Genomic DNA, 25,314 nt, shown 5'->3' with positions numbered 1-25,314 from the left:
CTTTCCTCCTCAGGATTCCTCGTCGCGCAGGCTCGGACCGGAACCGGCGCTACCGCCATCGCCGCTACGCAAGGTATGTGCGGCCGTGGAAGCGGCATGAGTGATCTGCTGGCGACGATGCAGACGTTTGGCCCAGGCCGGCTGAGATGAGGCGTGGTGTTGGCCGGTATCACTACCTCGGCCTGCCGCCGCTTGTCCGCCACCGGGCTTGCCATTGTTGGACGCCGACCCTGGACCAACGGTAGGTCCCGGAGATCGCCGACCCGATACCATGGAGGCGGCCGACCGTACACCACTCATACCGGTCCTCATCGCCGTCGGCGCCATCCGTGCGCCGGCCGCGATGGCACTACCGACACCGGTGGCGGCGGCGCCTACGGCAACGGCGGTTCCGGCGGCACCCAAGGTGGCACCGGCCATGGCCCCGGCTCCGAGTTGCGGCGCACCGGACACCAACCCGGTGGCGATGCCCGGTCCGAAGATACCCAGAGCCAGCAATGCGAGCGAGGCCAGCATCACCACCAGGGCATGGTTGAGGGACGGCTCGGCCGGGGTGGTCTGGAACTGCCCGAACAGACCGGTGCCGATACCGACGATCACCGCCAGCACCAGTACCTTCACACCCGCGGACACCACGTTGCCGAGCACTTTCTCGGCCAGAAAGCTGGTCTTGTTCCACAGCGCGAACGGCACCAGCACGAAGCCCGCCAGCGTGGTCAGCTTGAACTCGATCAGGGTGATGAATAGTTGCACCGCCAGTACGAAGAAACTGACGATGACCACCAACCAGGCCACGAACAGCACCACGATTGGCGTCAGGTTGGAGAACACCTCCGGGAAGCCAGACATCTGGTTGATCTGCTGCAACAGGGGCGTGGCCGCATCGATCCCGGTCTTGGCCAAGTGTCCCGGCTGCAGGAAGGTGTGCAGGCTCAGCGTCGAGCCACTGGCCTCGAGCCCCAGTCCGGCGAACGAGCGGAACACGATCCCGGCCAGCCAGTTGAAGTGGTTGAGGATGTAGGCGAAGGCGCCAACGTAGAGCACCTTGCGGATCAGCTTGGCCAGCACGTCCTCGCCCTGCCCGGTGGCATGGGCCATTGCCCAGTAAAGACCGGCCAGGGTCATGTCGATGGCGACCAGCGTGGCGGTCAGGAACGCCACCTCGCCGTGCAGCAGGCCGAAGCCGGAGTCGATGTAGGTCGAGAAGACATCGAGGAAGTGGTCGATGACCGAGACGTCGTTCATAGCCGGCCTCCGCTCGCCAGGCCGGCCATGCCACAAACCCGCATGAGGCACGTCGCCAACGCGATGACCAACGCGCGGATATGAAGGAAACGGGCGAGCACCATGACCGACTCCCTCACTGCCCGTAGAAGTCGACGGTCTGCGGCGTGTACGGCGTACCGCTGCCCATGAAACGCTGCGTGATCGTGCGACCGCGCTCGGCCGCCGCAGCTTGCCGGGCCAGTTCTAGCGAGACGGCCCGTCCTTGGGTCAACTGCAACTGCTGCGCCTGGATCGCCTGCTTGGCCCGTAGGGCGAGCAGTTGATTGGTGGCCTGCATGGCCTGCAGCGCCCCGGTCGCGGACTGACTCTTTCCCACCAGATCGGTCAGCACGCCTTCGTCACTGGTGAGGTTCTGCGAGACCTGGGCCTGGACCTGCATCGCGGTGTGCAGGCCATCGAGCGTGTTCTGCCAGCGCTGCCGCGCGTCCTCGGCCATCTGGTCACCGCTGACCGTCGCGGCGTACCGGTCCGGATACAGCCGCGCGAACTCGCTGTCCATGCGCTGGACGCTGTAGGCCAGACCCTGGGCCTGGCTGATCAACTGGACGGTGGTCGCCAGGTTGGCGCGCAACTGGTCGACGACATTAGATGGCAGGCGCGCCAGATTGCGCGACTGGTTGATCAGCATCTGCGCCTGGTTCTGTAGCTGAGTGATCTGGTTGTCGATCTGTTGCAGGGCGCGCGCCGCCGTCAGCGTGTTCTGCACGAAGTTGGAGGCGTCGAAAACCGGAAAGATGGCCCAGGCGCTCGGGCTGACGAACAGCCCGACGGCCAGAACGGTAACCAGCGCGATGGACGACAGCCGGAAACTCATGACACGGCCTCCTGCGGGACCTGCCCGGCATCGGCCGAAGCCAGCAGTTCGCTCGCCCAGTCGAGACCGCGCCGCTGTAGCCACGCACCGGCAAAGTCCGAAGTACCGACCTCTGCCAGCACCTGATCAATGTCGCGCTGATCCTGCGGCGAGGACGCGCCGGCAAAGGCCAGCGTCACCGGTCCCAGGTCCAGATCGAACAGCCGGTTCCCGAGCCGCGACTGGTAGTAGTAGTCGCGCTTGGGCTCGGCGGTGGCGACGATCTCGATCTGCCGGGCATTCAGCCCGAAACCCTCGTAAATCGTGCGGATCTGCGGTTCGGTCGCCTGCGGATTGGGCAGGAAGATGCGGCTGGCGCAGCTCTCGACGATCGCCGGCGCGATGCTCGAGTCCTTCACATCGGCCAGCGACTGGGTCGCGAAGATCACGCTGACGTTCTTCTTGCGCAGCGTCTTGAGCCACTGACGGATGCGCGCGGCGAACACTGGGTCGTCCAGGAACAGCCAGGACTCGTCGAGGATCAGCAGCGTCGGCGAACCATCGAAGCGTTCCTCGAAGCGGGCGAACAGGTAGTGCAGCACCGCCATCGTGGCGGCCCGACTGGCCATCAGGGCTTCCATCTCGAAGCCCTGCACATCGGCCGTACCCAGCCGGTCGTGATCGGCATCCAGCAACGCGCCATGCGCGCCACCCAACACATAGGGTGCGAGCGCCTGGCGCAGGGCATTGGACTGCAGCAGCACCGACAACCCGGTCAGGGTGCGCTGCTCCACCGGCGCACCGGCCAGACTGCCCAGCGCCGACCAGATCGCCGCCTTCTCGTCCGGCCCGACGGCAACGCCTTCCTGCGCTAGCCGCCCTTCGACCCATTCGCTCGCCCAGGTGCGATAGCGCTCACGGTCGATGTGCGCCAACGGCTGAAACGCGATCGTCTCGTCGGCGCCCAGGTCATAGTGCTCGCCGCCGAGCCCCAGGATGGTGGCGCGCATCGAACGCCCCATGTCGAAGGCGAAGAGGCGCGAACCCGGGTAGCGACGAAACTGCATGGCCAACGTGGCCAGCAACACCGACTTGCCCATGCCGGTCGGGCCCACCACCAGGGTGTGGCCGACATCGCCGATGTGCGTCACCAGCCGGAACGGCGTGGCGCCATCGGTACGGGTCACCATCAGGGGCGGCCCGTCGAGATGCGCGTTCCTCTCCTGCCCGGCCCACACCGCCGACACCGGCATCAGGTGGGCGAGGTTCAGCGTCGAGACGATGGGCTGGCGGACGTTGGCGTAGGCGTTGCCGGGGATCGAGGACAGCCACGCCTCCACGGCATTGAGTCGCTCGGGCATGGTCACGAACCCACGGCCCTGGATGGCCCGCTCGACCAGTCGCTGCTTCTCGTCGGCCACCGTGGCGTCCGCGTCCAGGACGGTCACCGTGGCCGTCACGTAACCATAGGCTACGTGGTCGCTGCCCAGTTCCTGCATCGCCGCGTCGGCGTCGGCCGCCTTGTTGCCGGCGTCGGTATCAAGTAGCGGCGCTTCCTGCTGGAAGATCGTCTCACGCAGCAGCGCCACGATGTTCTTGCGCTTGGCGAACCACTGCCGGCGCAGCCGTCCCAGCGCCCGCTCGGCCTCCGCCTTGTCCATGCACAAAAAGCGCGTGGACCAGCGATAGGCGAAGCCCAGTCGGTTGAGGTCATCGAGAATCCCCGGCCAAGTCGTCGTCGGAAAACCGCGGACCGTCACCACCCGCAGATGCCGATCGCCGAGCACCGGCGCCAGACCACCGACCAGCGGCGTATCGGCCAGTAAGGCATCCAGATAGCACGGCACTTCCGGTACCACGATGCGATAACGTCGCGTCGAGATGGTGCCGTGCAGATAGCTCAACGTCTCGGCGTCATCGAGCCAGGCGAGCTCCGGCATCACGCCGTCGAGCAAATCGAACACCCGATCGGTCTCCGCTATGAAAGCATTGAGCCGTTCGCGCCAGTCGACGGCGCCGGCGGGCGCGTTTTCGTAGAGCAGCCGCCCTGCCCGCGCCCGCGATTCCTCGGACGGCAAATACACCAGGGTCAGGTGATAGATGCTCTCGAAGTGGCTGCCGGCGTCCTCGAACGCTGCCCGACGTTCCTCGTCGACCAGCCACGATAGTGGCTCCGGAAAGGTCGACCTCGGATAATCGGAGGTCGACCGGCGCTCGGCCTCGACGAACAGCGCCCAGCCCGAGCCGAAGCGACGCAACGCGTTGTTGAGCCGGGCGGTCGTGGCGACCAGTTCGCCGCGGGTCGCGCTGTCCAGGTCGGGGCCCCGAAAGCGCACGCTGCGCTGGAAGGAGCCGTCCTTGTTGAGCACCACGCCCGGCGCGACCAGGCCTACCCAGGGCAGCCAGTCGGCCAAGCGATCCGGATGCGGACGGTATTCGGCGAGGTTCAGCATGGCATCGCCCTCACACGTCCAGCAGCGGCTTGTGCTTGAGATGCCGGGCAAACACCGCCATGAACTGCGGGTCCAAGCGTGCACCCCACACCGCCAGCGCATGGCCGACCACGCCCAGCACCAGCCCCGGAATCCACAATTGCAGGCCCAGCCCCACGGCCGCGGCCAGCGTGCCGTTGGCAATCGCTACAGTACGTGGCGCGCCACCGAGCAGAATCGGCTCGGTCAGGGATCGGTGCAGCGGCACTTCGAAGCCGGCTACGTCGTTGGGCACCGTACTCATGCCACCACCGCCCCGCCGGAGAAGCTGAAGAACGACAGAAAGAAACTCGACGCCGCAAAGGCGATCGACAGGCCGAAGACGATCTGGATCAGCTTGCGAAACCCGCCCGAGGTATCACCGAAGGCCAGCGCCAAACCGGTGGAGATGATGATGATCACCGCGATGATGCGCGCCACTGGCCCCTGGATGGATTCGAGGATCGATTCCAGCGGCGACTCCCAGGGCATGTTCGACCCTGCCGCATGGGCGACCGCCGACCACAGCAGCAGGAAAGCCAGCAGCAGGATCACGGGCAAGGCCGACCGCCATGCAGGCGGCAACCGGAATAAGGGCGCAGATGTCATGACGATGCTCCGGGGGAATGGGAAGACGCAACAGAAGGCGATGGCAACGGCAGGCCCAACGGATCGCTGAGCCGGTAGCCGGCCTCGTCGAAACCGATCACACGGGCGATCCCGTCGATACGGCGCGAGCGACCGCGGCCGGCAATGAACACGACCACGTCGACCGCTTCGGCGATCAGGGCGCGCGGCGGGTTCACCGCCACTTCGAGAATGAGTTGTTCCAATCGCAACAGGGCGCCGAGCGCGGAGCCGGCATGAATGGTGGCGATGCCACCGGGATGGCCGGTGCCCCAGACCTTGATCAGATCCAGCGCCTCGCCGCCGCGCACCTCGCCGACCACCACGCGATCGGGCCGCAGCCGCATGGAGGCCCGCACCAGCTCGCGCATGGACACCACGCCGGCGCGGGTACGCAGCGGCACGTGATCGTGTGCCGCGCATTGCAGTTCGACGGTGTCTTCGAGCACCAGCACGCGGTCGCCGCTGCTGGCAATTTCGGCTAATAGCGCGTTGGCCAATGTGGTCTTGCCGGTGCTGGTGCCGCCGGCGATCAGAACATTCCGACGGGCCTGCACGGCATCGCGCAGGAAACCGGCCTGCACCGCCGTCATGATGCCGTCGGCGACATAGCGCTCCAGGGCGATCACACCGACCGCGCGCTTGCGCAGCGCGAACGCCGGTGCCGGGGCGGCCGGTGGCAGCACGCCCTCGAAACGCTCACCGGTTTCCGGCAGTTCAGCCGTCAATAGCGGCTGGCCCCGATGCACCTCGGCACCCACGTGCGCGGCCACCAGGCGAATGATGCGTTCGCCCTCCTCCGGCGTCAGAGACGCACGCATCGGGGCCCGGCCGCTGGAGAGCCGATCAATCCACAACGCGCCGTCCGGATTGAGCATCACCTCCACCACATCCGGGTCTTCCAAGGCGGCAGCGATCAATGGCCCCAGCGCCGTACGCAGCATGCGGGTGCGCCGGTCCAGCGAGGTGGCGGCCGACGATGCCGACACGGCGCTCATACGTCACGCTCCTCGGCCTGGGCCGCGACCTCGTCCAATCGCTCGCCGACCGCGTGGTCCGGTGGCTGCATTTCCTCAATGACGTCACGCACCAGACTGCGCCCGCGTAGCAGCCGGCGGCCGAGTTGCTCGATGAACTGCTCGAAGCGTGCCCGGCCCTGGGCCCGGGCCGCGTCCTGGTGCGCCTCGGGGACCGCCGTGCTGACGGTCAGGTAGTAGCGGATGAACAGCGCCAGCGTCTCGATCTGGATGGACTGGTCGCGCTCCAGCCGTTCGAACTGGCGCGACAGCCGATCCAGACGTTTGGCCATCGCCGCCTCACGCCGGTCGCCGGCATCCGGCGACAGCCAGGAGGCCAGCGCCGCGGCGACGATGGACGACTTCGAGACGCCCTTCTTCGCCGCCAGTTCGTCGAGACGCCGGGCGTGTTCAGGCTGAATGAACAGGTTCAGGCGATAGCGGCTCATAGCGGTATCCCGTCGTCAGGATCCAGCTCGGCCATCCGGGCATTGCGCTGCAGGCCGGAATCGAGCTGCGCCGGTGCCGACCACGCGTCGTCATCGAGCACGGCCAGATCGCCGACCACTGGTTGCGGCGTATCGGTGTCAGGAATGGATTCGGACAGCTCGGGTCGGCGGCGCGGACCGCCGTCGTCGCCAGACGCACAAGCGTCCCCTGCCGGCTCGTTCGAGCTATCCGACACCGGCGGCAACACCCGATCACGCCAATCATGCGGCCGCAGCGGTGGCGCGTCGGCATAGCCGTCCTCGCCCAGCACGGGCGGCGGCAGCACACGGCACTGGAAATTGGCATCCTCGTAGTAGCGCAGCTTGCGCGCCCGGATCGGCGCCACGCTGCCCACCATCACCACCGCCTCGTCCGGCGGCAGTTGCATCACCTCGCCTGGCGTGAGCAAGGGTCGCGCCGTTTCCTGGCGCGAGATCATGAGATGCCCCAGCCAGGGCGCCAGCCGGTGACCGGCATAGTTGCGCTGGATACGCAGCTCGGTCGCCGTGCCCAAGGTCTCCGAGATGCGTTTGGCGGTGCGCTCGTCGTTGGTGGCGAAGGTCACCCGCACATGGCAGTTGTCGAGGATCGAATGATTCTGGCCGTAGGCCTTGTCGATCTGGTTGAGCGACTGCGCGATCAGGAAGGCACGCAGGCCGTAACCCGCCATGAAGGCCAGCGCCGATTCGAAGAAGTCCAGACGCCCGAGCGCCGGGAACTCATCCAGCATCAGCAGCAGGCGGTGACGACGCTGGATGCCGTCCGAGCCGTCCAGCGACTCGGTCAGGCGTCGACCGATCTGGTTCAGGATCAGCCGGATCAGCGGTTTCGTCCGACTGATGTCTGACGGCGGCACCACCAGGTACAGCGACACCGGATGCTCGGCGGCGATCAGGTCAGCGATGCGCCAGTCGCAGCGCGAGGTCACCTCCGCCACCGTGGGGTCACGGTACAGCCCGAGGAAACTCATCGCGGTGGAGAGCACGCCCGAGCGTTCGTTGTCGGCCTTGTTCAGCACCTCGCGTGCGGCCGAGGCCACCACCGGATGGGGGCGCTCACCCAGATGCCGCGTGGTCATCATCCGGTGCAGCGCCAACTCGAACGGACAGGCCGGGTCGGAGAGGAAGTTGGCGACACCGCGCAGCGTCTTGTCCTCGCCGGCATAGAGCACGTGCAAAATGGCACCGACCAGCAGAGCGTGACTGGTCTTCTCCCAGTGGTTGCGGCGTTCCAGCGCCCCTTCCGGATCGACCAGGATGTCGGCGATGTTCTGCACATCGCGCACTTCATACGCGCCGCGCCGGACTTCCAGCAGCGGGTTGTACGCGGCCGAGGTCGGATCGGTCGGGTTGAACAGCAGACAGTGCGAGAAGCGCGAACGCCAACCCGCCGTGATCTGCCAGTTCTCGCCCTTGATGTCGTGGATCACGGCCGAGGCTGTCCAGCTCAGCAATGTCGGCACCACCAAGCCCACGCCCTTGCCGGAGCGGGTCGGCGCGAAGGTCAGGACATGCTCAGGCCCGTCATGACGCAAGTACTGCCCATCGTGCAGGCCGAGGAAGACACCACGGGGCGCAACCAGCCCGGCTCGGCGAATATCGGCCGATTCCGCCCAACGCGCCGATCCGTAGGTCGTAACCCACTTCGACTGCCGTGAGCGCCAGACCGACATACCAACGGCGACGGCACTTGCCAGCAGGCCACTGCCGCCGGCGATCGCCCCACCGGTGGCGAAGATGCGCGGCGCGTAGGCATCGAAGGCAAACCACCATTCGAACAACCGCCAGGGTTGATAGACCGGTGTGCCGAAAGCCTCGAACCAGGGCACTCCCAGGCGCAGTTGGTAGCCCAGGGCGGCTGCCGTCCACTGCGTCGCGATCCATACGCCGGCCAGCACGATGCCGAAGACGACACCCACCTGCCCGAACAGCACGCCCTGGCTCTGCATTGCCGCCACCGATTTTTCCTCCACGCTATGCGGCACAAGGACGTGCCGTATGGGGGAGATTCGGTTCCGAAATGAAGACGGTCAAAGGCCGTTATGGCCGTAAAAATGGCTGGAACAGCCGTAATTCAATATAGGGCGAAGAAAGGAAAAATACGGCGTACCTCAGCGTTTCTCATCGGTAAGGCCCGGATACGCAAAAATCGTGAGATTTGATGCCGATCAGAATTTCGGCGATGACTTGGGCGGCGTGTAGGGCGTTTTGCCCTTTCCGAAGAAACGCTGATTCGTGGCCTTGGCGACACGAACACAGACCGCATCGCCGACTTGGTTGCGGTTCTCATGGCACTGCTCCCGTAGTTCCTGCAATCGCTTGGGATGGGCTGCAAGGAATGCCACAGAAGTGTCGGATAACGACGAATCCGGACTACAGCCGGCCAGAACCACCAACAAAGCCAGCAGCAGTATTTTCATGTCATCGCTCCGATGCCGCATCGATCGACGCCACGCGTTCGACAAAACGATCAAGGCTTTCCGGGGCCTCAACATCGGGACGCAGCAGCCAGGTCGTCAGCACCGCCTTACGATCCAGCGGTCGGGCCACGACGCCCGATTCCCGGCTGGCCAGAATCTGCGAGGCACCGGCCAGGCCCAGGGCGTAGCCGGCCGCCACCAGCGCCATCATTAAATCCAGCGACTTGACCTGCTCGGTGACCAATGGCGTTTGGTCGACGCTTCGCAGGATGCGGTCGATCTGTCGGCAATAGCCTTCGTAATACTCCGGATCGCCCATCACCAGCGGGTAGCGCAGCACCTCTTCCAACGGAATGGTTCTGTGCACCAGCAATGGATGTCGTGCCGGTACGGCGACATGCAAGGGTTCGCTCCAGGCCTTCACCGCCAGAATGCCGTCGTCCACATCGGCCGATTGCGCAAAGCCAAGGTCGTACAAATCCTCGTGCAGTCCCTTGAGTTGCTGCGTTAGTGGTACCTCGAAGAAGCGAATGGCGACATCTGGTTCTTCCTGACGACACAACGCCATCAGGTGGGACAAGCGTTCCGGCGATAGGCCATCCGACAGCGCGATCCGTAGTTGGCTGTAGTAGCCAGCCGCGGCGTCTTGCACACTGGCCCGTGCCTGGTCCAGTGCGGTGAACACGTACGGGACGCGCTCCAAAAACAACCGCCCTGCCCGCGTCAGGCGCGTGCTGCGCGTGGTGCGGGCGAACAACAGCGTGCCAAGTTCCTCTTCCAGTTCCTTGATCGTGCGTGATAGCGGCGACTGGTCGACGTGCAAGCGTTCGGCAGCGCGGGCGAAATGGAGTTCCTCTGCAACAGCCAGAAAACAACGCAAATGGCGAATATCCATCGGAAGATCATCTAAACGACGGGCAAACCGATCCCGAACTGGCGCCGGTGCTGACAGTGATTTTGTTCTTCAGTCGCGTGCTGTCCATGTGCAATTTCCGTTGTCAGCGCTTCGGAGGCGCTTCCACGCCCGACATCTGCAACACGCCCGCAGGCAGCCGATCGCCCTGAATATGGACGGCGGCCACGGTGGCATTGAGGTCTCGCAACTCCTCGCCGGTAAAGATGATCGCGGCGGCGCCGAGGTTCTCCTTCAGGTGCGCGATCTTGGTGGTGCCGGGAATCGGTACAATCCAAGGCTTCTGCGCCAGCAGCCAGGCCAGTGCGAGCTGGGCCGGTGTGGCGTTCTTACGTTGTGCCCAGGTCTTGACCACGTCCACCAGCGCCATTTTCGCGCGCAGGCTTTCCGGAGCGAAGCGTGGCACATCTGCGCGGAACTCGCGCGAGCCGTTGAGAATGAAGCGCGTCTGGGCCGTGATCGTGCCAGTGAGAAATCCCATACCCAGCGGGCTCCACGGCACGAATCCGATGCCCAGTTCCTCGCACACCGGCAGGACGTCCGCTTCCGGCCCGCGCCAGAGCATGGAGTATTCGTTCTGGATCGCCGCAAGCGGATGCACCGCATGCGCACGGCGGATGGTCTGGATGCCCGGCTCGGAGAGACCGTAGTTCAGCACCTTGCCTTCGGCGATCAGATCCTTCAGCGTGCCGGCCACGTCCTCGATCGGCACCTGCGGATCGGCGCGGTGCTGGTACAGCAGGTCGATACGATCAGTGCGCAGGCGCTTGAGCATGCCCTCCACCACCTGCTTGATGTGTTCAGGCCGGCTGTCACGGCCACCGCGCGCTTGAACTACCTGCGGATCGAAACTAAAGCCGTACTTGGTTTCGATGACAACTTGGTCGCGCACGCCCTGCAAGGCTTCGCCGACGATTTCCTCGGAAAGGAACGGCCCATAGGCTTCGGCAGTATCGAACAAGGTGACTCCGGAATCGACGGCTGTTCTGATCAGATTGATCGCGGTTTTCCGGTCGATGGTGCTGCTGTAGAAGTCGGACACCGAGCCCTCGACTGCGGCGGACACCCACTGGCAGCCCAGGCCCATGGAGGAAACCTCCAACGTTCCCAGCTTGCGACGCTGGCTGGGCGGCAGGATTCCGCTGTTTGTGGCGTTACTGGCCGTAGAAGCCGATGGCACCGTGCAGACCGACAGCAGCCACGGCGCGACGGCGAGGACAGCCGCAGTCGCCAGTAACTGGCGACGCTGTGGGTTGGTCGGTGCATGGCCGTGAGCGTCGTGTAGATCGTTCTGCGACATGGAGGCGCTCCTGGGATGCGTAGGAGAAACTCGATCAACGGATGGGCGTAGCTGCGTTCACTCGTGCCATACGATGCTTTCCTCCAGCGGAATGCGGTCTTCTCGATAATTGAAGGCGGCGTGAGTGCTATCCGGCATCCCAAAGGAAATGCCGAACAGCAGCTTCAACTCGTCCGGTACGCCGAGAGCCTGGCGCACGGTGTCGGCGAAATAGCCCAGGACTGCCTGCGGCACGCCCGCATAGCCGCGTGCCGCGAGCGAAAGCAGGAAGGTCTGCGCGTACATGCCGACATCGGATGCAACGCGGACGTTGTCTCCCACGGCCGGCAGAAACAGAAAGGCCGCATGTGGCGCTCCGAAGAACCGGAGATTGCGCTCAACCACTTCCGCCCGGCTCAAAGCATCGCCACGCGCCACGCCCAATGCCCGGTAGTAGCGCCCACCCTGTTCCGCGACGCGCGTCTTGTACGGCTCCGGGTAGTCGTTCTTGTCGAAGCTGAAATCCAGCGTGTAATGCTCCGCTCTGAGCGCGTCGACAAGGATCGCGCTCAGTTCCTGGAGTTTCTTGCCGCTGACGACATGCACATTCCACGGCTGCGTGTTGCAGTTCGAGGGAGCGTACTGGGCCTCCCGAAGCATTTCCTCCAGGATGCCCCGGGGAATGGGCGTCGGCAGGAACCCGCGGGTGGAGTGTCGGGAGCGCACCACGTCCTGGAACGAGGGGACGGACCGATTCATCGCAGCAAGCTCTGCCATCATCACAGGCCGGTCATCTTGAGCACGGCTTCCGGAAGGCGCTCGCCCTGTACCTTGACCTTGGAGACCTCGGCGGCGATTTCGGCGAGATCCATGGCGGTCAGGTCGAGCGTGACCGCACCCAGGTTCTCTTCCAGGCGATGCAGCTTGGTCGTACCCGGAATCGGCACGATCCACGGCTTCTGCGCCAGCAGCCAGGCCAACGCGACCTGGGCCGGCGTGGCGCTCTTACGTGCAGCTACGGCCTTGACGACCTCGACCAGGGCCAGGTTGGCCTTGCGTGCCTCCGGCGAGAAGCGCGGCACGTAGTTGCGGAAATCGGTCGCGTCGAACTGGGTGTTCTCGTCGATCTTGCCGGTCAGGAAGCCGGCACCCAGTGGGCTGAACGGCACGAAGCCGATGCCCAGTTCCTCCAGCACCGGTAGCAGTTCCGCCTCCGGCCCGCGCCAGAACAACGAATACTCACTCTGCACGGCCGTCACCGGCTGCACGGCATGGGCGCGGCGGATGGTCTGCACACCGGCTTCGGACAGGCCGAAGTGCTTGACCTTGCCTTCGGCGATGAGGTCTTTCACCGCGCCGGCCACGTCCTCGATCGGCACGGCCGGATCGACGCGGTGCTGGTACAGCAGGTCGATGCGGTCGGTGCGCAGGCGGCGCAGCATGTTCTCGACCACGAGCTTGATATGTTCTGGCCGGCTGTTAGTGCCAGCGCCGCGTGCGCCGGTCTGCTGGTCAATGTCGAAGCCGAACTTGGTGGCGATGACCACCCGTTCGCGGATCGGTTGCAGGGCTTCGCCGACCAGTTCCTCATTGGCGAAGGGACCATAGGCTTCGGCGGTGTCGAACAGGGTGATGCCGCGATCGTGCGCGTCGCGGATGAGCTTGATCATCTCCTGCTTGTCGGATGCCGGGCCATACACGGCGGTCATGCCCATGCAGCCCAGGCCGAGGGCCGAGACTTCTAGGTTGTTTCCGAGTTTGCGAAGTTTCATGGGTTGGGTTCTCACGTTGTTTGGATAGAGGTCGCGTTCACTTGAACAGCGGACGCTCTGGTTTCAGGGGGCGATTTGCTTGACGGGGCGGACGAGGATTTCCTGCACCAATACGCGCGGAGGCTGTGCGAAGGCATAGACAACCGCTTGCGCGACGTCCTCCGCATGCAGGGCATCCAGCGCCTGACGACGCTGGCGCAGGGCCTGCTCAGGCACGTTGTGGCCGAACTCGGTCCAGACGGCACCGGGTTCGATGACCGATACGCGGATGCCGTCGGCACCCAGTTCCTTGCGCAGGGTCTCGTGGAAACCGACCACGGCGTACTTGGTGGCGCAATACACCGACCAGCCCTCGACGCCGTAACGGCCGCCCGTGCTGGAGATCGACGCGATCATCGCGCCCGGACGCCCCTTCATCAACGGAATGGCCGCCTGGGTGCAGCTCAGCAAACCGATGACATTGGTGTCGAACATGCGGCGCCACTCTTCCGGTGTGCTATCGACGAAAGCGGCGCTGAATCCCAGTCCGGCATTGTTCAAGAGCAGGTCCAGGCCACCGAAGGCTTCGCGAACCAGCGAGAACAATGGGCCAACCTGGCTTGCATCGGAGACGTCGGCCATCACAGCACAGGCTCGACCACCCAGTTCCTCGGCGAGTGCTTCGATTCGTGCGCGCCGACGCGCCACCAGGACGACATGGGCGCCTTCGGCGATCAGCAAGCGAGCAGTGGCCTCGCCGATGCCGCTCGATGCGCCAGTGATGACGGCGACCTTGTCGCTCAGACCCTGCATCTTCATACGTTCATTCTGCGGTTTCCCTGCTACGCTGGCCTCAACTGCCCTTCGGGAAGTCGGTGCTCGCGCTGATTTCCTTCCAGTCGGCAATTTCCTTGAGCTGGGCCGCGATCTCATCACCGACGATCTGGACCGCATCGCTGCCGAGCAGCAGCCGCACGGGCAGCGTCTTGCCGCCGATCACCTCGATGAGCAGTTTCGCCGCCCGAGCCGGATCGCCGGGCTGGGTGCCGTGGGTCTTGTCGTTCTCCTTGCGGCGAGGACCGACGCTTTCGTCATAGTCGGCAATCGTCGTTGCCGCGCCGTGCAGCGAACGACCTGCAAAATCGGTTCGGAACGCGCCAGGCTCGACGATCAATACCTTGATCCCGAGCGGCTCGACCTCGCGGCGCAGTGCGTCAGACACGCCTTCCAAGGCGAACTTGGTCGCCGAGTAATAGGCCGATCCCGGCATCGCCAGCCGTGCCGCGATCGAGGTGATGTTGACGATGGCGCCGCTGCGGCGCGCGCGCATGCCCGGAAGCACCGCCTTGATCATCGAGACGGCACCGAAGAAGTTGGTCGCGAAGAGTTCGGCGACCTGATCATCTTCACCCTCTTCGACCGCAGCGCGGTAGCCGTATCCCGCATTGTTGACGAGCACGTCGATACCGCCGAATCTTTCCTCGGCCAGCTTGACCACGCGCTCGACCGCATCCTTGTCGGAAACATCGAGCGCTGCCGCCAGAGCGGTCTGCGGGTAAACGTCGACGATGTCCTGCACCGTCGCAGGATTGCGTGCCGTGATCACGGCATTGAAGCCCGCATCGAGAACGGCGTGCGCGAGGTTGCGCCCCAATCCGCTCGAACAGCCCGTGATGAGCCAGGTTTTCATGATTTTCTCTCCTTGTTCAGATGTGCCTGCATGCCGATGTCCTTCTCAAAGTTCCTGGCTCGTCGGGCGGAACAGGATTTCCGAGATGTCGACGTTCTCAGGTTGGCTCATGGCGAACAGGACGCAGTGGGCAAAACTGTCGGCGGGGATGGCGTACTGCTGATAGAAGCCCGCGATGGCCTCATTGACTCCGGGCGCACCCACGGATGCCGGAAGCTCGGTGTCCACGGCGCCCGGTGAGAGGACGGTGGTGCGGATGTTGTAGGGCTTGACCTCTTTGCGCAGTGCCTCGGAGATAACGCGCACCGAATACTTCGTCGCCGAGTAAATGGCGCCGCCGGCGCTGATCGTATGGCCCGCGACCGAGGAGACGTTGATGAATTGGCCGCTCTTCTGCTCCTTGAAATAAGGCAGCGCAGCGGCGATACCCCAGAGCACGCCCTTGATATTCACGTCGATGCACTGGTCCCATTCGTCGAAGCGCATCAATTCCAGCGGCGCCAGCGGCATGATCCCGGCGTTGTTGATCATCACGTCGATTCGGCCGAAGGTCGCGACCGCATGATCGACGAAGGCCTTGACCTGCTCGCGGTCGGTCACATCCACCTTGAAGACGGTGGCGTTCTCGCTGCCCAACTCCTGGGCGAGCGCTTCGAGCCGGTCTAAACGGCGTGCGCCGAGCGCGACCTTGGCGCCGGCCTTGACCAGGTTGCGGGCAGTCTCGGCACCAAGGCCCGAACTGGCGCCGGTGATGACGACGATCTTGTTCGTGACGTTTTCCATGGATGATGTCCTCTTGAGTTCGGTGTCGACAGGTTTGGAAGGACGGCTACATCTTGACTTCGACGTCCTTGAGCCAGTCGTTCACTCGGTTCATCGTGCGCCGTTCCTGGTCGGCCTCCATGACGAAGCCCTTGAGCAGACGGGCCTTCGGCGCATGACTGGCAAGCACGGATCGGCTGTTTCCGAGGCCGTAGCCGCCATGGGTGACGAAGGGGATCAGGGTCTTGCCGGACAGGTCGTGCGCGGAAAGAAAGGCGCGGATGATCGGTGGCGTGGTCTCTCCCCAGATGGGGAAGCCCACGAACACGGTGTCGTAGTCCTCGATGCTGGAGACCATGGCCTCCAAGGCACGCTCACGACCGCTATCACGCTCCTGCCGCGCTTGCTCGACCGTTTCCAGGTAATCCTCGGGATACGGCGTGGCGGGCCGGATCTCGAACAGATCGGTGTGAAGCGAGCGATGGATCAGGCCCGCAATCACCCGCGTGTTCCCGGAGCGGGAAAAGTAGGCCACCAGCGTCCGAGACCCGACACGCCGCAACTCACCGCCCGCGCCAGGTGTTGCCGCGAAGCCACTCAGGGGCAGGGTCGCAAGTGCGGTCATGATCGTTCGTCGAAATGGGTCGGAAGGCGTTGTCATTGCGGTTGCTTCAGGTAAGGGTGAAGCCGCCATCCACGGTCAGAGCCGTGCCAGTGACATAGGACGCTGCATCCGAGAGCAGCCAGAGCGCGCCTTGCGCGACCTCGTCGGCCGTGGCCATCCGCCCGAGAACAGACATGGGATGCGGCATCGCATGTTCCGGCCCCTTGAGCTTGGCCTGCTGGGGAACCAGTGGTGTATCGGTCGCGCCGGGCAACAGCGCGTTTACCCGGATTTGATCCTTGCCGTAGTCGAGTGCCACGTTGCGTGTGAGCCCGAGAAGACCGTATTTCGACGCGTTGTATTCGGGTGCCACAGGGAAGGCGCTAACGCTTCCCACCGAACCCGTGTTGACGATAGAGCCGCCGCCGGTTTTCAGCATCGCGGCAATCTCATGCTTCATGCACAGGAACACGCCGGTCAGGTTGACATCGATCGTGCGTTGCCAGTCTGCGCGGTCCAACTCGTGGACCCGCTTGGCGGCGTAACCGATGCCGGCATTGTTGAAAGCACCGTCGAGGCGGTTGTGGCTCTCCAGTGCCGCGGCCACCATCGCGCGAACATCATCCTCGTCGGAGACATCGGTGCGAACGAAGCGCACTGTCGCTCCTTGATCGGCGAGTTCCTTGGCGAACACCGTGCCGCGCTCGGCATTCCGGCTCGCCAGAATCAACTGGGCTCCCGCCTTGGCGAACAGTCGGGCGGCCGCCGCACCGATCCCGCTGTCCGCGCCGGTGATGATGATGGACTTTCCTGCAAGAACTGCGGTCATCTCATACTTCTCGATGTAATGGATTTCGGATGGCACCGAGTGGTGCGCTCTAAACGCTCAACGGCCAGCGCGCGCCTTCAGGTGTGCGGGATAGCGGTCGCCTCGCACGACGATGTGAGACAGCGCGGTGTTGATACTGGCCAAGTCGGTTGCCGTCAGTTCGAGGGTCGCCGCGCTGAGGTTTTCTTCCAGGCGGTGCAACTTGGTGGTACCGGGAATCGGCACGATCCAGGGCTTCTGTGCCAGCAGCCAAGCAAGCGCTATCTGCGCGGGCGCCACGCCTTTGTCCTGGGCGATCTTGCCGAGCAGGTCCACCAGGGCCTGGTTGGCCTGCAACGCCTCCGGCGAGAAACGCGGCACGATGCTGCGGAAGTCGTCGCTGCCGAAGGTGGTACCTTGCTTGATGGCCCCGGTCAGGAACCCCTTGCCCAGAGGGCTGAACGGTACGAAGCCGATTCCGAGCTCTTCCAACGTCGGCAGGACTTCTTGCTCCGGCTCGCGCCACCACAGCGAGTATTCGCTTTGCAGGGCGGTGACGGCCTGCACCGCATGAGCACGGCGGATGGTCGTGACGCCGGCCTCCGACAGGCCGAAGTGCTTGACCTTGCCATCGGCGATCAGGTCCTTGATGGTGCCAGCCACGTCCTCGATGGGGACATCGGGATCGACGCGGTGCTGGTACAGCAAGTCAATGCAATCGATGCGCAGGCGCTTGAGAGAGCCTTCGACCGCCCAGCGGATGTGGTCGGGCCGGCTATTGAGGATCTGCTGCTTATTGTCGTCGCCGAAGGTGAAGCCGAATTTGGTGGCGATCACCACCTGGTCGCGGAACGGGGCAAGCGCATCACCGACCACTTCTTCGTTGAGGTAGGGGCCATACACCTCGGCGGTATCGAAGAAGGTCACGCCACGCTCGACCGCTGCGCGAATGAGGGCAATCGCCTCTGAGCGGTCAGTGGCCGGGCCATAGCCGTGGCTCAGCCCCATACACCCCAAGCCGATTGCGGACACTTCAAGTTGCGTGTTGCCGAGTTTGCGTGTCTTCATGATGTTCTCCCATGGATCGAAGCAAATTTAAACCTCAACGATTCGTGACACTAGACGGCATAATCGGAAAGGGTTCATAACTGGAGCGGATAAATGTCCACCGAGAGCTATGACCAACTTGCGATCTTTTCGGTCGTGGCGAGGGAGCGCAGCTTTACCCGAGCGGCGGCCAAGCTCGGTATGTCACAGCCCGCTTTGAGCCGGACCATGCGCCAGCTCGAAGAACGGCTGGGCGTCCGCCTCCTAGCGCGCACGACCCGCAGCGTTTCCGCGACGGAGGCGGGTGAGCACCTGCTGCGAGTGATCGCTCCCCGGTTTGAGGAAATCGACACCGAGCTGGCGATGCTCAGCGAATTTCGGGACAAGCCTGCGGGTAGGTTGCGCATCACAGCCGGCGAACACCCGGCGATCACGATCCTGCAACCCGCGCTTGCGAAAATCCTGCTCCAACACCCGGACATCCACATCGAAGTCACCGTGGACTATGGCCTCACGGACATCGTGGCCGAGGGCTACGACGCCGGCGTCAGGCTGGGCGAACAGGTCGCCAAGGATATGATCGCGGTGCGCATCGGGCCGGACGTGCGGATGGCTGTAGTCGGCTCTCCGCACTACTTCGCGCGGCATCGGCGGCCCAAGACCCCGCGCGATCTCGTCCGGCACAACTGCATCACGATCCGTCTGCCGACCTACGGCGGTATCTTCCCCTGGGAGTTCGAAAAGAAAGGAGAGGAGCTGAAAGTGCGTGTCGAAGGCCAACTCGTCTTCAACAACATCGCCATGCGTCTGGACGCCGCGCTCAAGGGGCTAGGGCTGGCCTATATGCCCGAAGATCTTGTCCAGGCATACGTCAAGGCGGGTCGATTGATACGTGTGCTTTCGGATTGGTGCCCACCATATTCGGGCTATCACCTCTACTACCCAAGCAGGCGCCAAAGCTCGCCCGCCTTCACGGTGCTGCGCGAAGCTTTGCATTACCTTGGCTGATGACTCGCTGGATACTGGGCATCCGTCACCGGCTCCATCCAATCGACTGACTTCCCATCCAGCGCTTCCGCGATCGCAATATGCGTCATGCCCGTCGTGCGAGTGGCGCCATGCCAGTGTTTTACCCTTGGCGGAATCCAGATGACATCGCCGGGCTGGATGACCTGAACCGGGCCACCCCACTGCTGAACAAGACCCGTGCCGGCCGTGACAATCAACGTCTGTCCCAGCGGGTGCGTGTGCCAAGCTGTTCGGGCCCCCGGCTCGAACGTCACGGTCGCCCCGCCTATGCGTGCGGGCGTCTTCGCCTGGAACCGAGAGTCCACCTGTACCGAGCCAGTGAAGTGGTCGGCAGATCCGTGTGTGGCAGCCTGAGAGCCCGCGTGCATCACAGTGATCGTTCGATCCTCCTGAGCTTGCACTCCCTGGCCGGGCTGACTCGCCGAAGCATCTGCTGCCCCGAATACCTCACGCGCGACCGGCACGGCTGAAACGGCATTGGGCCAGCCTGTATAAAAGGCGAGCTGCGTGATGGTCTCGACCAGTTCGTCTTTGGTCACGCCGTTCTGCAGGGCCAGTGCCATGTGCGAACGAAGCTGATCGGGGCGATTGAGCGCGATGAGCGCGGCAACGGTAATGAGGCTGCGGTCGCGCTTGGAAAGCTGCTTACGCTCCCAGACATCTCCAAAGAGCACCTTGTCGGTGAGTTCGGCGAGCCTGGGGTCGATGTCGCCCATCAACTGCTGAGCACGGGTAGGCGGCTGACCGGCGGCTGGCGTGGATTGTTCGGACACGGTGGATGCCTTTTCTTGAGCGTGAAGTGGAATGCTTACGCCTTGAGCCAAAACCGCTCCCGACAGCATCAGATACCACCCGAGGAACTTCATGGTGTTCCTCCGATTGCGCGCAAGATTTCATTCATCGCCGGTACGCAGCGCGGCCAGTTGGTTGCGAACCCGTGCGGGCTCTTTTTCCAGCGGCATGTTGTCAACGTCCCGCACCGCGTCTATGGATCCAGGCGGGTCGGCGGCCAGTTGTGCGAACAGCGCATCGAAATCCTCAGTCGCTGGCCCATGCTCGGCCACCAGTTCAAAGGTCTTGCGATTGGCTGCGGACGAGGCCAGCGAGGCAACCAACACCTGGGCGATCTGCGCACGAGACACTACACCGTCGGCCGGCGAACCTGCCCAGTGGGTATCACCCTGACGCAGCACCAGACGGTGCTGGTCGGGAGCGTTGTAGTCGAACCAGCCTGGCCGCACGATGGTATAGGCCAGCCCGCTGGCACGCACCAACCGCTCGCCACGACGCTTCCAGTCATGGCCGACGCTGGGCTTGGTGACACCGACGGCGGTCATCAGCGCGATCCGTGCCGGTGCTTCAAGGACGCTCAGCACGTTGCGCACCGCGCCATAGTTCACCTGTTCGGCCCCCTTGGAGTCATTGCCGCTGATGCCGTGGGTGAAGACGATGCCGGTGGCGCATGCGACGTCCTCAGGCAGGGTCTCGGCACGAGTCAGGTCGCCGACGACGACCTGTACCCCGGCAGGGAACAACCTTCCTTGCGCCGGATCGCGCACCAAGGCACGTGTTTCATATCCGCGCCTGAACGCTTCGGCGACAGCAAGCCTGCCGATGCTGCCGGTCGCGCCGACGACCAGCACGGTGGCAGGAGGAGCGACCACCTTCAATTCGCGATTCATGGGTGGCTTCGTCATCCACGTCCTCCAGTCAGAAGCGTTGGAGCGGATCGACGCGCGGTATGCAGGGTCATAAGGTTCTCGCGTAAAACGCCGTCAGCTTGTTGACGGTGGCGTCCATGTACTTTGGAACCCAGTAGGTCTCGATGTGCGTGGCGCCGTCGATGAGGAACAATTCCTTGTCGTTCGTGCCAGTGGCCTTGGAAAAGGCGTCCTGCGTCATGTAGAGACTGTCGGCCTTGCTACCGGCAATCATCAGCAGAGGCTGCTCGATCAGTTCGATCTGGTCGGTGGCGTCCCAGCGCATCAGGTCGAGCAGACTGCTCGTGGTGTACTTGAAGGTCGAGCCCGGATGCGCGTGCGTCCTCCAGTAATATTCGTAGCCTTGGCGGTACATCTCAAACGGCAGCGCGGCAATCTGCTCGTCGGTCATGTCGGCGTCGCCGGCGTAGAGGATCGTTCCGCCGGCCTTTTCCTGTGCACGAGCATCCGAGGCTTGCTTGAGGCGCTGCTGGATCGTGCTCAACTGCGACTCCGCGAAGCCGTTGCGGCGAACGTGACCGGAGTTGAACATGCTCAGTGTCGCCACCGCCTTGAAGCGCTTATCGGATTTGACGGCATTCAAGGAATATCCGCCGCCACCGCAGATGCCAAGCAGCCCCAGGCTGCTCGGGATCGACGCCCGGATAGCGGGTGATGAAGTCCGCAGCGCCGTGGACATCCTCGGTGCGGAACTGCGGCTTGTCCACGCTGGCAGGCTTGCCGCCGCTCCCGCCTTGATAGGCCGCATCCATCGCGACGGTGATATAGCCCAGTTCGGCCAGACGATGGGCATGCAGGCCGGCCGTTTGTTCCTTCACGCCGCCGTTGGGATGGGCGACCACAATCGCGGCGTACTTCTTTTTCGGATCATAGTTGGCCGGCGTATAGACGTTGGCGACGATGTTCAGGCCGTTGATGTCTTAGTTGACCGGGTGGATATTGACTTTTCCCGGCTCGTTCTTCGTGATCGCGCCCTCATAGACCAGCGTGAACGGATGCTTCTTGTAGTCGAAGGCGGCTGCGGCTGCGGTGGTGGTCATTGCAGAAACTCCTATGGTTGCAACTGAGAGGACGATCGCGGAGCTTCTGAGGAACTCGCGCCTTGTTTCGTCGATGATTTCGTGGCTCATTCAAGCTCCTTTCTTTTCTTTGATCTGCGAACGCAACGCCTGCGCGGCATTGCGCACCACCGGATCAATCCAGTTTCTTCTCGGCCAGAAACTTCGATATGAGATCAGCGATCTGGACGTTGTTCAGGTCCCACATCAGGAAGTGTGTGTTGCCGCGAATGCCAATGTCCGGCAGATGCACGAGTTGTGCGTTGCCACCATGCTTGTCGATCGTCTCGACCCACAGCTTTGCCATTGCGAGACGAACCCGCCAGTTGTCTTGCCCGCGCTCCTTGGTTGGCTCGATTGGGAAGTTGTCGCCGTAGTAAATGATGATCGGGATACGGGTTAGCTTCTCGAAATCGGCGAGTGGCACAGGCTGGAGCGACAGTGTGCCGGCCGTGCTCGGCATCGCTGGGGGCAACTCGCCTTCTGGAAAGATGAAGCCGCTGCCAGGTTCAAGAGTGACGATGCCCTTGACGTTCCTGCTCTTGATCGCCGTCAACCAGCCAGGTTCGCCACCCTGGGAGTGGCTGATGAGAATGGCAGGGCCGATTTTGTCAAACAGTGCCGCCATCGCATCTGAAATGACGCCAGCGTCGTAGGAGCCGGTATTTGGCGTGATGGCGCGAAAGAACTGATCCAGCGTCTCCGGCTTGCGGTCGAACTGGACGTTGTCAAAGTAGTTCGGCCACTTGCCGAGACGGAATTGATCGAAGAAAAGCTGGTCGTTGGGCGTCGGCTCGATCGTTGCAGCGACTGTGCTGTTGCCGGCTCGGCCACGACGCGGCTGATCGCCGATGTAGACCGAAAAAATGCCGGCGCAGGAAAAGGGTCTGAAATCCTTCTCGGCCGTCAGGGGTAGTTTCCCAACTGCGACCCGACTCGTAGACGCCGTGCAACATAACAAGGGGCAGCGGCTTGGAATTCAGGGGGATCTGGTAGAAGGCGTAGAGATGGTCGCCGTGGAAGGTCTGCCCCGCAGCGGTCGGCGCATTGTTGTTGTAGGTGCCGGCCGTACTGACGACCGTTCCGCCGACAACGAAACTGCCTTGCTCTTGGATCACCAAGGGACCGCGATCGGCCGCAGTCGCGATAGCGCCCATACTCAGCACAACACAAACGATGCCTGCCATGATCGTAATTCCGCATCTGCGGAAGATGCGCTGGTTCATGGATTACCCTCGGCGCGAAGTCACGAGGAGAAATGTATTGTCCAGCTATTGATTAATAAATATCACCAGTTGGATAGAACTCATATCAAAATCACATAAACGAGACTCGCGGAATCGCGAACAGCAACGAAGCTACCCGATCGCAAGGCTCCGTATTCGTCCAAGATCCCAAGTCACGTCCACGCCACGCACCGTCACGGCGAGTTGCTGCCCTAGCCGCTGGTCGATCACCGGCTTCCACGGCACCAGCGAGAAGCCCATGCCATCGTCGAGCATCGCGTAGCGCCCGCTGGCGAGCATGACGTTGCGCCGGTAAATGCCGACCACGCGCTGCCCATCGGCGACGGGCCGATGCTCCAGCCCGGTTTCGGCGGCAATGTCTTTCGTGGCCTGTGCCAGCTCGCGCCCACGCAACGTCGCCAGCAGATTGCGCGCGAGAATCACGCGCTGCCCGCGATGCTCGGCCAAGCCCTGCTCGACGAGGAAGTCAGCACGCTCGTGTAGCGCGTCCTTGACCTCGGCCCCGAAGCCCAGATCAACCAGTTCCTTGCCACCGCCGATTAACCGCTGATCGAGCCAGGTGGCACCGATCACGCGGGCCTGCCGCTCGATCGGCAGGTGCGATTTCAGCGCCACGGCCACACCGCCGCCCAGGCGCTGAGTGTCGTACTGGCGGCCACGTTCGGCCAGGTCGTTGGGGACGCGCCACACGCCTTCAGCCTCGCGCTCCACAATGCCGGCGCGGCGCAGGGCTTCAAGCCGGCGCACATGCGCGGCCACCACCTCGCGCGGATCGCGGTCTGGCATCGCCTGACCTCGGGCGACGGCCAGGTGATGATCGGTGCGATACACGCCGTCGACGGCCAGCGTAGCGATGTTGCGATCGGCGGCACGCACGCCACCCGAGCTTTTCACCTCCACCACCGCCCCGGTTGGGTACTGCGCCAGTTCCGCACGCGGCGGCAGCGCGACGTAGTGCGCCTTGCCGTCGGTGCCATCGACGATCAGATAGCCCTTGTCATATAGCTCGTCGGCCAGCCCTCTGCCAACGACGCGGCCGACGATGGCGCGCCCATCATCCCCGGGCTGGAACACAGCCAGCTCACGTTGTTTGCCGTTCATGGCGCGTTGCATCGTGCGGAGGATGTCGCCGCGCTCACCCATGGTCCGCAGCGTGGGTTCGGCGTTGGCGTGGATGGCCCAGGTGCCGGGCTTCTGCTCGGTCGCCAGACCCATGCGCTGCAAGTGTTGCAGGCGGCTGATCAGGGCCTGTCGCTGGCGTTGCCATCGAGGTTCAGCGAAGCGTTCGACGCGCACCAAGCCATCGACGCCGGCCTCACGTTGCAAGCTGCGATCCAGCCCCGTCCATCGTTCCTGATCGACTTCGCGCTGCATGGCGCGTTGCATTTCCAGTTCGGTGCGCGGCCCCAGCCATTCGATCGCCAACTCCGATGCCCGAAGGCGCATCCCCTCGGCGATGTAATCGCGGGAGATAATGAGGTCTTTGCCGGTGTCGTCCTTGCCGCGCAGGACGACGTGTGTGTGCGGGTTGTCGGTGTTCCAATGATCGACCGCGACCCACTCCAACCGCGTACCCAGGTCGGCCTCCATGCGTGACATCAGGTGCCGGGTGTAGGTACGCAGGTCGTCGAGCGATTCGGCGTCTTCAGGCGAGACGATGAACCGGAACTGGTGGCGGTCGCCTTCGCTGCGCTCCTTGAACGCTTCGAGGTCGGCATCATCGGTCGTCGGCCCGTAGGCATGGCCCGACCCGCCCTGGCGATCGACGCCTTCGCGTTCGATGTAACGCAGGTGCGCGGCGGTCGAACGCGGCCCGGCCTTGGCCAGATTCACCAGTCGGGCCTTGATCGTCACGCGTCGGGCGTTGGCGCCAAGCCCCCGGCCAGCGAAGCGCGCTGCGACATGGCCGCGCCCGAGTCGGGCACCGGGGCGCGGCCCGACCTTGCCTGCCGCCTTGCCGAGCTTCGCACCGGCCTTGTTGGCTTGGCGCAGCACCCTGTTGATGTAGGCATCGCCGCGCTGTTTCGGCGCACCGGGCCGGAGGCGGAAACGATCATCGTCGCGCTGGCTCATGGGGCGACTCCATCCAAGGCCATCGCAGTCCAGCGGATGAAGCACGCGGTTTCGCCAGCGCCGATGCGGCATTGCGCACTTTCGCGGCACGCGGCCACCCCCTGGCGCGTGCCGCGCCACCCCCATGTGCAGACAAGGTTTTCAAGCGGTCCTGTGCCGCGACCTTTTATCTTGCCTTCCGCCTTTGCCCTGCGCTGTCGCTCCGGGCCTCGGCGGCCCGGCGGCGCGGT

28 protein-coding genes are annotated in these 25,314 nt (G+C 63.8%); 2 read left to right on the top strand and 26 right to left on the bottom strand.

Annotated elements, in window-relative coordinates; all coding sequences use genetic code 11:
* Positions 1 to 9: 9 nt before the first annotated feature.
* The 19 genes from trbL to DOM57_RS05085 all read right to left on the bottom strand — a co-directional run bounded on the left by trbL (position 10) and on the right by DOM57_RS05085 (position 17,977).
* On the bottom strand, positions 10 to 1,245 hold the full coding sequence (gene trbL, locus DOM57_RS05175) for a P-type conjugative transfer protein TrbL (RefSeq protein WP_110648148.1): 1,236 nt from the start codon (positions 1,243 to 1,245) through the stop codon (positions 10 to 12).
* Positions 1,246 to 1,360: 115 nt separating this feature from the next.
* Complete coding sequence (gene trbJ, locus DOM57_RS05170) at positions 1,361 to 2,101, bottom strand: P-type conjugative transfer protein TrbJ (RefSeq protein ID WP_110648147.1); 741 nt, start codon at positions 2,099 to 2,101, stop codon at positions 1,361 to 1,363.
* Entirely contained in the window at positions 2,098 to 4,533 is a 2,436-nt protein-coding gene (gene trbE / locus DOM57_RS05165; protein WP_110648146.1) for a conjugal transfer protein TrbE, read from the bottom strand. Before trbE ends, trbJ begins: the two co-directional genes overlap by 4 nt.
* 10 nt (positions 4,534 to 4,543) lie before the next feature.
* On the bottom strand, positions 4,544 to 4,816 hold the full coding sequence (locus tag DOM57_RS05160) for a VirB3 family type IV secretion system protein (protein ID WP_110648145.1): 273 nt from the start codon (positions 4,814 to 4,816) through the stop codon (positions 4,544 to 4,546).
* Positions 4,813 to 5,160 carry a TrbC/VirB2 family protein gene (locus tag DOM57_RS05155; RefSeq protein WP_110648144.1) on the bottom strand — a complete coding sequence of 116 codons (348 nt, stop codon included), beginning with the start codon at positions 5,158 to 5,160 and terminating at the stop codon, positions 4,813 to 4,815. The genes DOM57_RS05160 and DOM57_RS05155 overlap by 4 nt, the downstream gene beginning before the upstream one ends.
* Positions 5,157 to 6,176: a P-type conjugative transfer ATPase TrbB gene (gene trbB, locus DOM57_RS05150; RefSeq protein WP_110648143.1), complete on the bottom strand. Its 1,020-nt coding sequence runs from the start codon at positions 6,174 to 6,176 to the stop codon at positions 5,157 to 5,159. The genes DOM57_RS05155 and trbB overlap by 4 nt, the downstream gene beginning before the upstream one ends.
* Positions 6,173 to 6,643, bottom strand: coding sequence for a ribbon-helix-helix protein, CopG family (locus DOM57_RS05145; protein ID WP_110648142.1), 471 nt, complete (start codon positions 6,641 to 6,643; stop codon positions 6,173 to 6,175). The genes trbB and DOM57_RS05145 overlap by 4 nt, the downstream gene beginning before the upstream one ends.
* Positions 6,640 to 8,631, bottom strand: a complete 1,992-nt coding sequence (locus tag DOM57_RS05140; protein ID WP_110648141.1) for a conjugal transfer protein TraG — start codon at positions 8,629 to 8,631, stop codon at positions 6,640 to 6,642. Before DOM57_RS05140 ends, DOM57_RS05145 begins: the two co-directional genes overlap by 4 nt.
* Before the next feature lie 219 nt (positions 8,632 to 8,850).
* A complete protein-coding gene (locus tag DOM57_RS05135) occupies positions 8,851 to 9,102 on the bottom strand; it encodes an EexN family lipoprotein (RefSeq protein ID WP_110648140.1) in 252 nt (83 codons plus the stop codon).
* Position 9,103: 1 nt separating this feature from the next.
* Positions 9,104 to 9,997: a LysR family transcriptional regulator gene (locus DOM57_RS05130; protein WP_110648139.1), complete on the bottom strand. Its 894-nt coding sequence runs from the start codon at positions 9,995 to 9,997 to the stop codon at positions 9,104 to 9,106.
* Between the two features lie 103 nt (positions 9,998 to 10,100).
* The gene (locus tag DOM57_RS05125) at positions 10,101 to 11,315 is read right to left on the bottom strand and encodes an aldo/keto reductase (RefSeq protein ID WP_110648138.1); all 1,215 of its coding nucleotides are present in this window, start codon (positions 11,313 to 11,315) and stop codon (positions 10,101 to 10,103) included.
* Between the two features lie 57 nt (positions 11,316 to 11,372).
* Positions 11,373 to 12,074, bottom strand: a complete 702-nt coding sequence (locus DOM57_RS05120; RefSeq protein WP_204352865.1) for a nitroreductase — start codon at positions 12,072 to 12,074, stop codon at positions 11,373 to 11,375.
* Positions 12,074 to 13,066: an aldo/keto reductase gene (locus DOM57_RS05115; RefSeq protein ID WP_110648137.1), complete on the bottom strand. Its 993-nt coding sequence runs from the start codon at positions 13,064 to 13,066 to the stop codon at positions 12,074 to 12,076. Before DOM57_RS05115 ends, DOM57_RS05120 begins: the two co-directional genes overlap by 1 nt.
* Positions 13,067 to 13,129: 63 nt before the next feature.
* Positions 13,130 to 13,864, bottom strand: coding sequence for an SDR family oxidoreductase (locus DOM57_RS05110; protein ID WP_110648136.1), 735 nt, complete (start codon positions 13,862 to 13,864; stop codon positions 13,130 to 13,132).
* A 34-nt stretch (positions 13,865 to 13,898) separates the two neighbouring features.
* Entirely contained in the window at positions 13,899 to 14,735 is an 837-nt protein-coding gene (locus DOM57_RS05105; protein ID WP_110648135.1) for an oxidoreductase, read from the bottom strand.
* Between the two features lie 45 nt (positions 14,736 to 14,780).
* Complete coding sequence (locus DOM57_RS05100) at positions 14,781 to 15,518, bottom strand: SDR family oxidoreductase (RefSeq protein WP_110648134.1); 738 nt, start codon at positions 15,516 to 15,518, stop codon at positions 14,781 to 14,783.
* 46 nt (positions 15,519 to 15,564) lie between these two features.
* The gene (locus DOM57_RS05095) at positions 15,565 to 16,122 is read right to left on the bottom strand and encodes a flavodoxin (RefSeq protein ID WP_204352864.1); all 558 of its coding nucleotides are present in this window, start codon (positions 16,120 to 16,122) and stop codon (positions 15,565 to 15,567) included.
* A gap of 46 nt (positions 16,123 to 16,168) precedes the next feature.
* A complete protein-coding gene (locus tag DOM57_RS05090; protein WP_110648132.1) occupies positions 16,169 to 16,930 on the bottom strand; it encodes an SDR family NAD(P)-dependent oxidoreductase in 762 nt (253 codons plus the stop codon).
* A gap of 57 nt (positions 16,931 to 16,987) precedes the next feature.
* Positions 16,988 to 17,977: an aldo/keto reductase gene (locus tag DOM57_RS05085; RefSeq protein ID WP_110648131.1), complete on the bottom strand. Its 990-nt coding sequence runs from the start codon at positions 17,975 to 17,977 to the stop codon at positions 16,988 to 16,990.
* Between the two features lie 93 nt (positions 17,978 to 18,070).
* Between DOM57_RS05085 and DOM57_RS05080 the strand changes: the two genes are divergently transcribed.
* Positions 18,071 to 18,964 (top strand): LysR family transcriptional regulator, encoded by an 894-nt coding sequence (locus DOM57_RS05080; RefSeq protein WP_110648130.1) that lies wholly within the window; start codon positions 18,071 to 18,073, stop codon positions 18,962 to 18,964.
* On the opposite strand, the gene DOM57_RS05075 is transcribed toward DOM57_RS05080, so the two are convergent.
* From DOM57_RS05075 to DOM57_RS05060, 6 genes are all read right to left on the bottom strand, one after another.
* The gene (locus tag DOM57_RS05075; RefSeq protein ID WP_110648129.1) at positions 18,952 to 19,851 is read right to left on the bottom strand and encodes a (R)-mandelonitrile lyase; all 900 of its coding nucleotides are present in this window, start codon (positions 19,849 to 19,851) and stop codon (positions 18,952 to 18,954) included. The genes DOM57_RS05080 and DOM57_RS05075 overlap by 13 nt on opposite strands.
* 27 nt (positions 19,852 to 19,878) lie before the next feature.
* Positions 19,879 to 20,667, bottom strand: a complete 789-nt coding sequence (locus DOM57_RS05070; RefSeq protein ID WP_204352863.1) for an SDR family oxidoreductase — start codon at positions 20,665 to 20,667, stop codon at positions 19,879 to 19,881.
* Positions 20,668 to 20,734: 67 nt separating this feature from the next.
* A complete protein-coding gene (locus DOM57_RS22005) occupies positions 20,735 to 21,289 on the bottom strand; it encodes an alpha/beta hydrolase (protein WP_204352862.1) in 555 nt (184 codons plus the stop codon).
* On the bottom strand, positions 21,267 to 21,548 hold the full coding sequence (locus DOM57_RS22000; RefSeq protein WP_204352861.1) for an alpha/beta hydrolase: 282 nt from the start codon (positions 21,546 to 21,548) through the stop codon (positions 21,267 to 21,269). The genes DOM57_RS22005 and DOM57_RS22000 overlap by 23 nt, the downstream gene beginning before the upstream one ends.
* 78 nt (positions 21,549 to 21,626) lie before the next feature.
* Complete coding sequence (locus DOM57_RS21995; RefSeq protein ID WP_204352860.1) at positions 21,627 to 21,836, bottom strand: hypothetical protein; 210 nt, start codon at positions 21,834 to 21,836, stop codon at positions 21,627 to 21,629.
* Between the two features lie 64 nt (positions 21,837 to 21,900).
* On the bottom strand, positions 21,901 to 22,725 hold the full coding sequence (locus DOM57_RS05060) for an alpha/beta hydrolase (protein WP_204352859.1): 825 nt from the start codon (positions 22,723 to 22,725) through the stop codon (positions 21,901 to 21,903).
* Here DOM57_RS05060 and DOM57_RS21990 point away from each other — a divergent pair.
* Entirely contained in the window at positions 22,712 to 23,089 is a 378-nt protein-coding gene (locus DOM57_RS21990) for a hypothetical protein (RefSeq protein ID WP_204352858.1), read from the top strand. The two genes, DOM57_RS05060 and DOM57_RS21990, sit on opposite strands and share 14 nt — an antisense overlap.
* A gap of 33 nt (positions 23,090 to 23,122) precedes the next feature.
* Here the strand turns inward: DOM57_RS21990 and DOM57_RS05055 are convergent, their stop codons facing one another.
* Positions 23,123 to 25,084 (bottom strand): relaxase/mobilization nuclease and DUF3363 domain-containing protein, encoded by a 1,962-nt coding sequence (locus DOM57_RS05055; protein ID WP_110648127.1) that lies wholly within the window; start codon positions 25,082 to 25,084, stop codon positions 23,123 to 23,125.
* Between the last annotated feature and the right edge of the window lie 230 nt (positions 25,085 to 25,314).

Source organism: Salinicola peritrichatus (genome assembly GCF_003206715.1).
GTDB classification, from domain to species: domain Bacteria; phylum Pseudomonadota; class Gammaproteobacteria; order Pseudomonadales; family Halomonadaceae; genus Salinicola; species Salinicola peritrichatus.
Note: the sequence above shows the minus strand (reverse complement) of the source record. Positions and strands in the feature narration are given on the sequence as shown.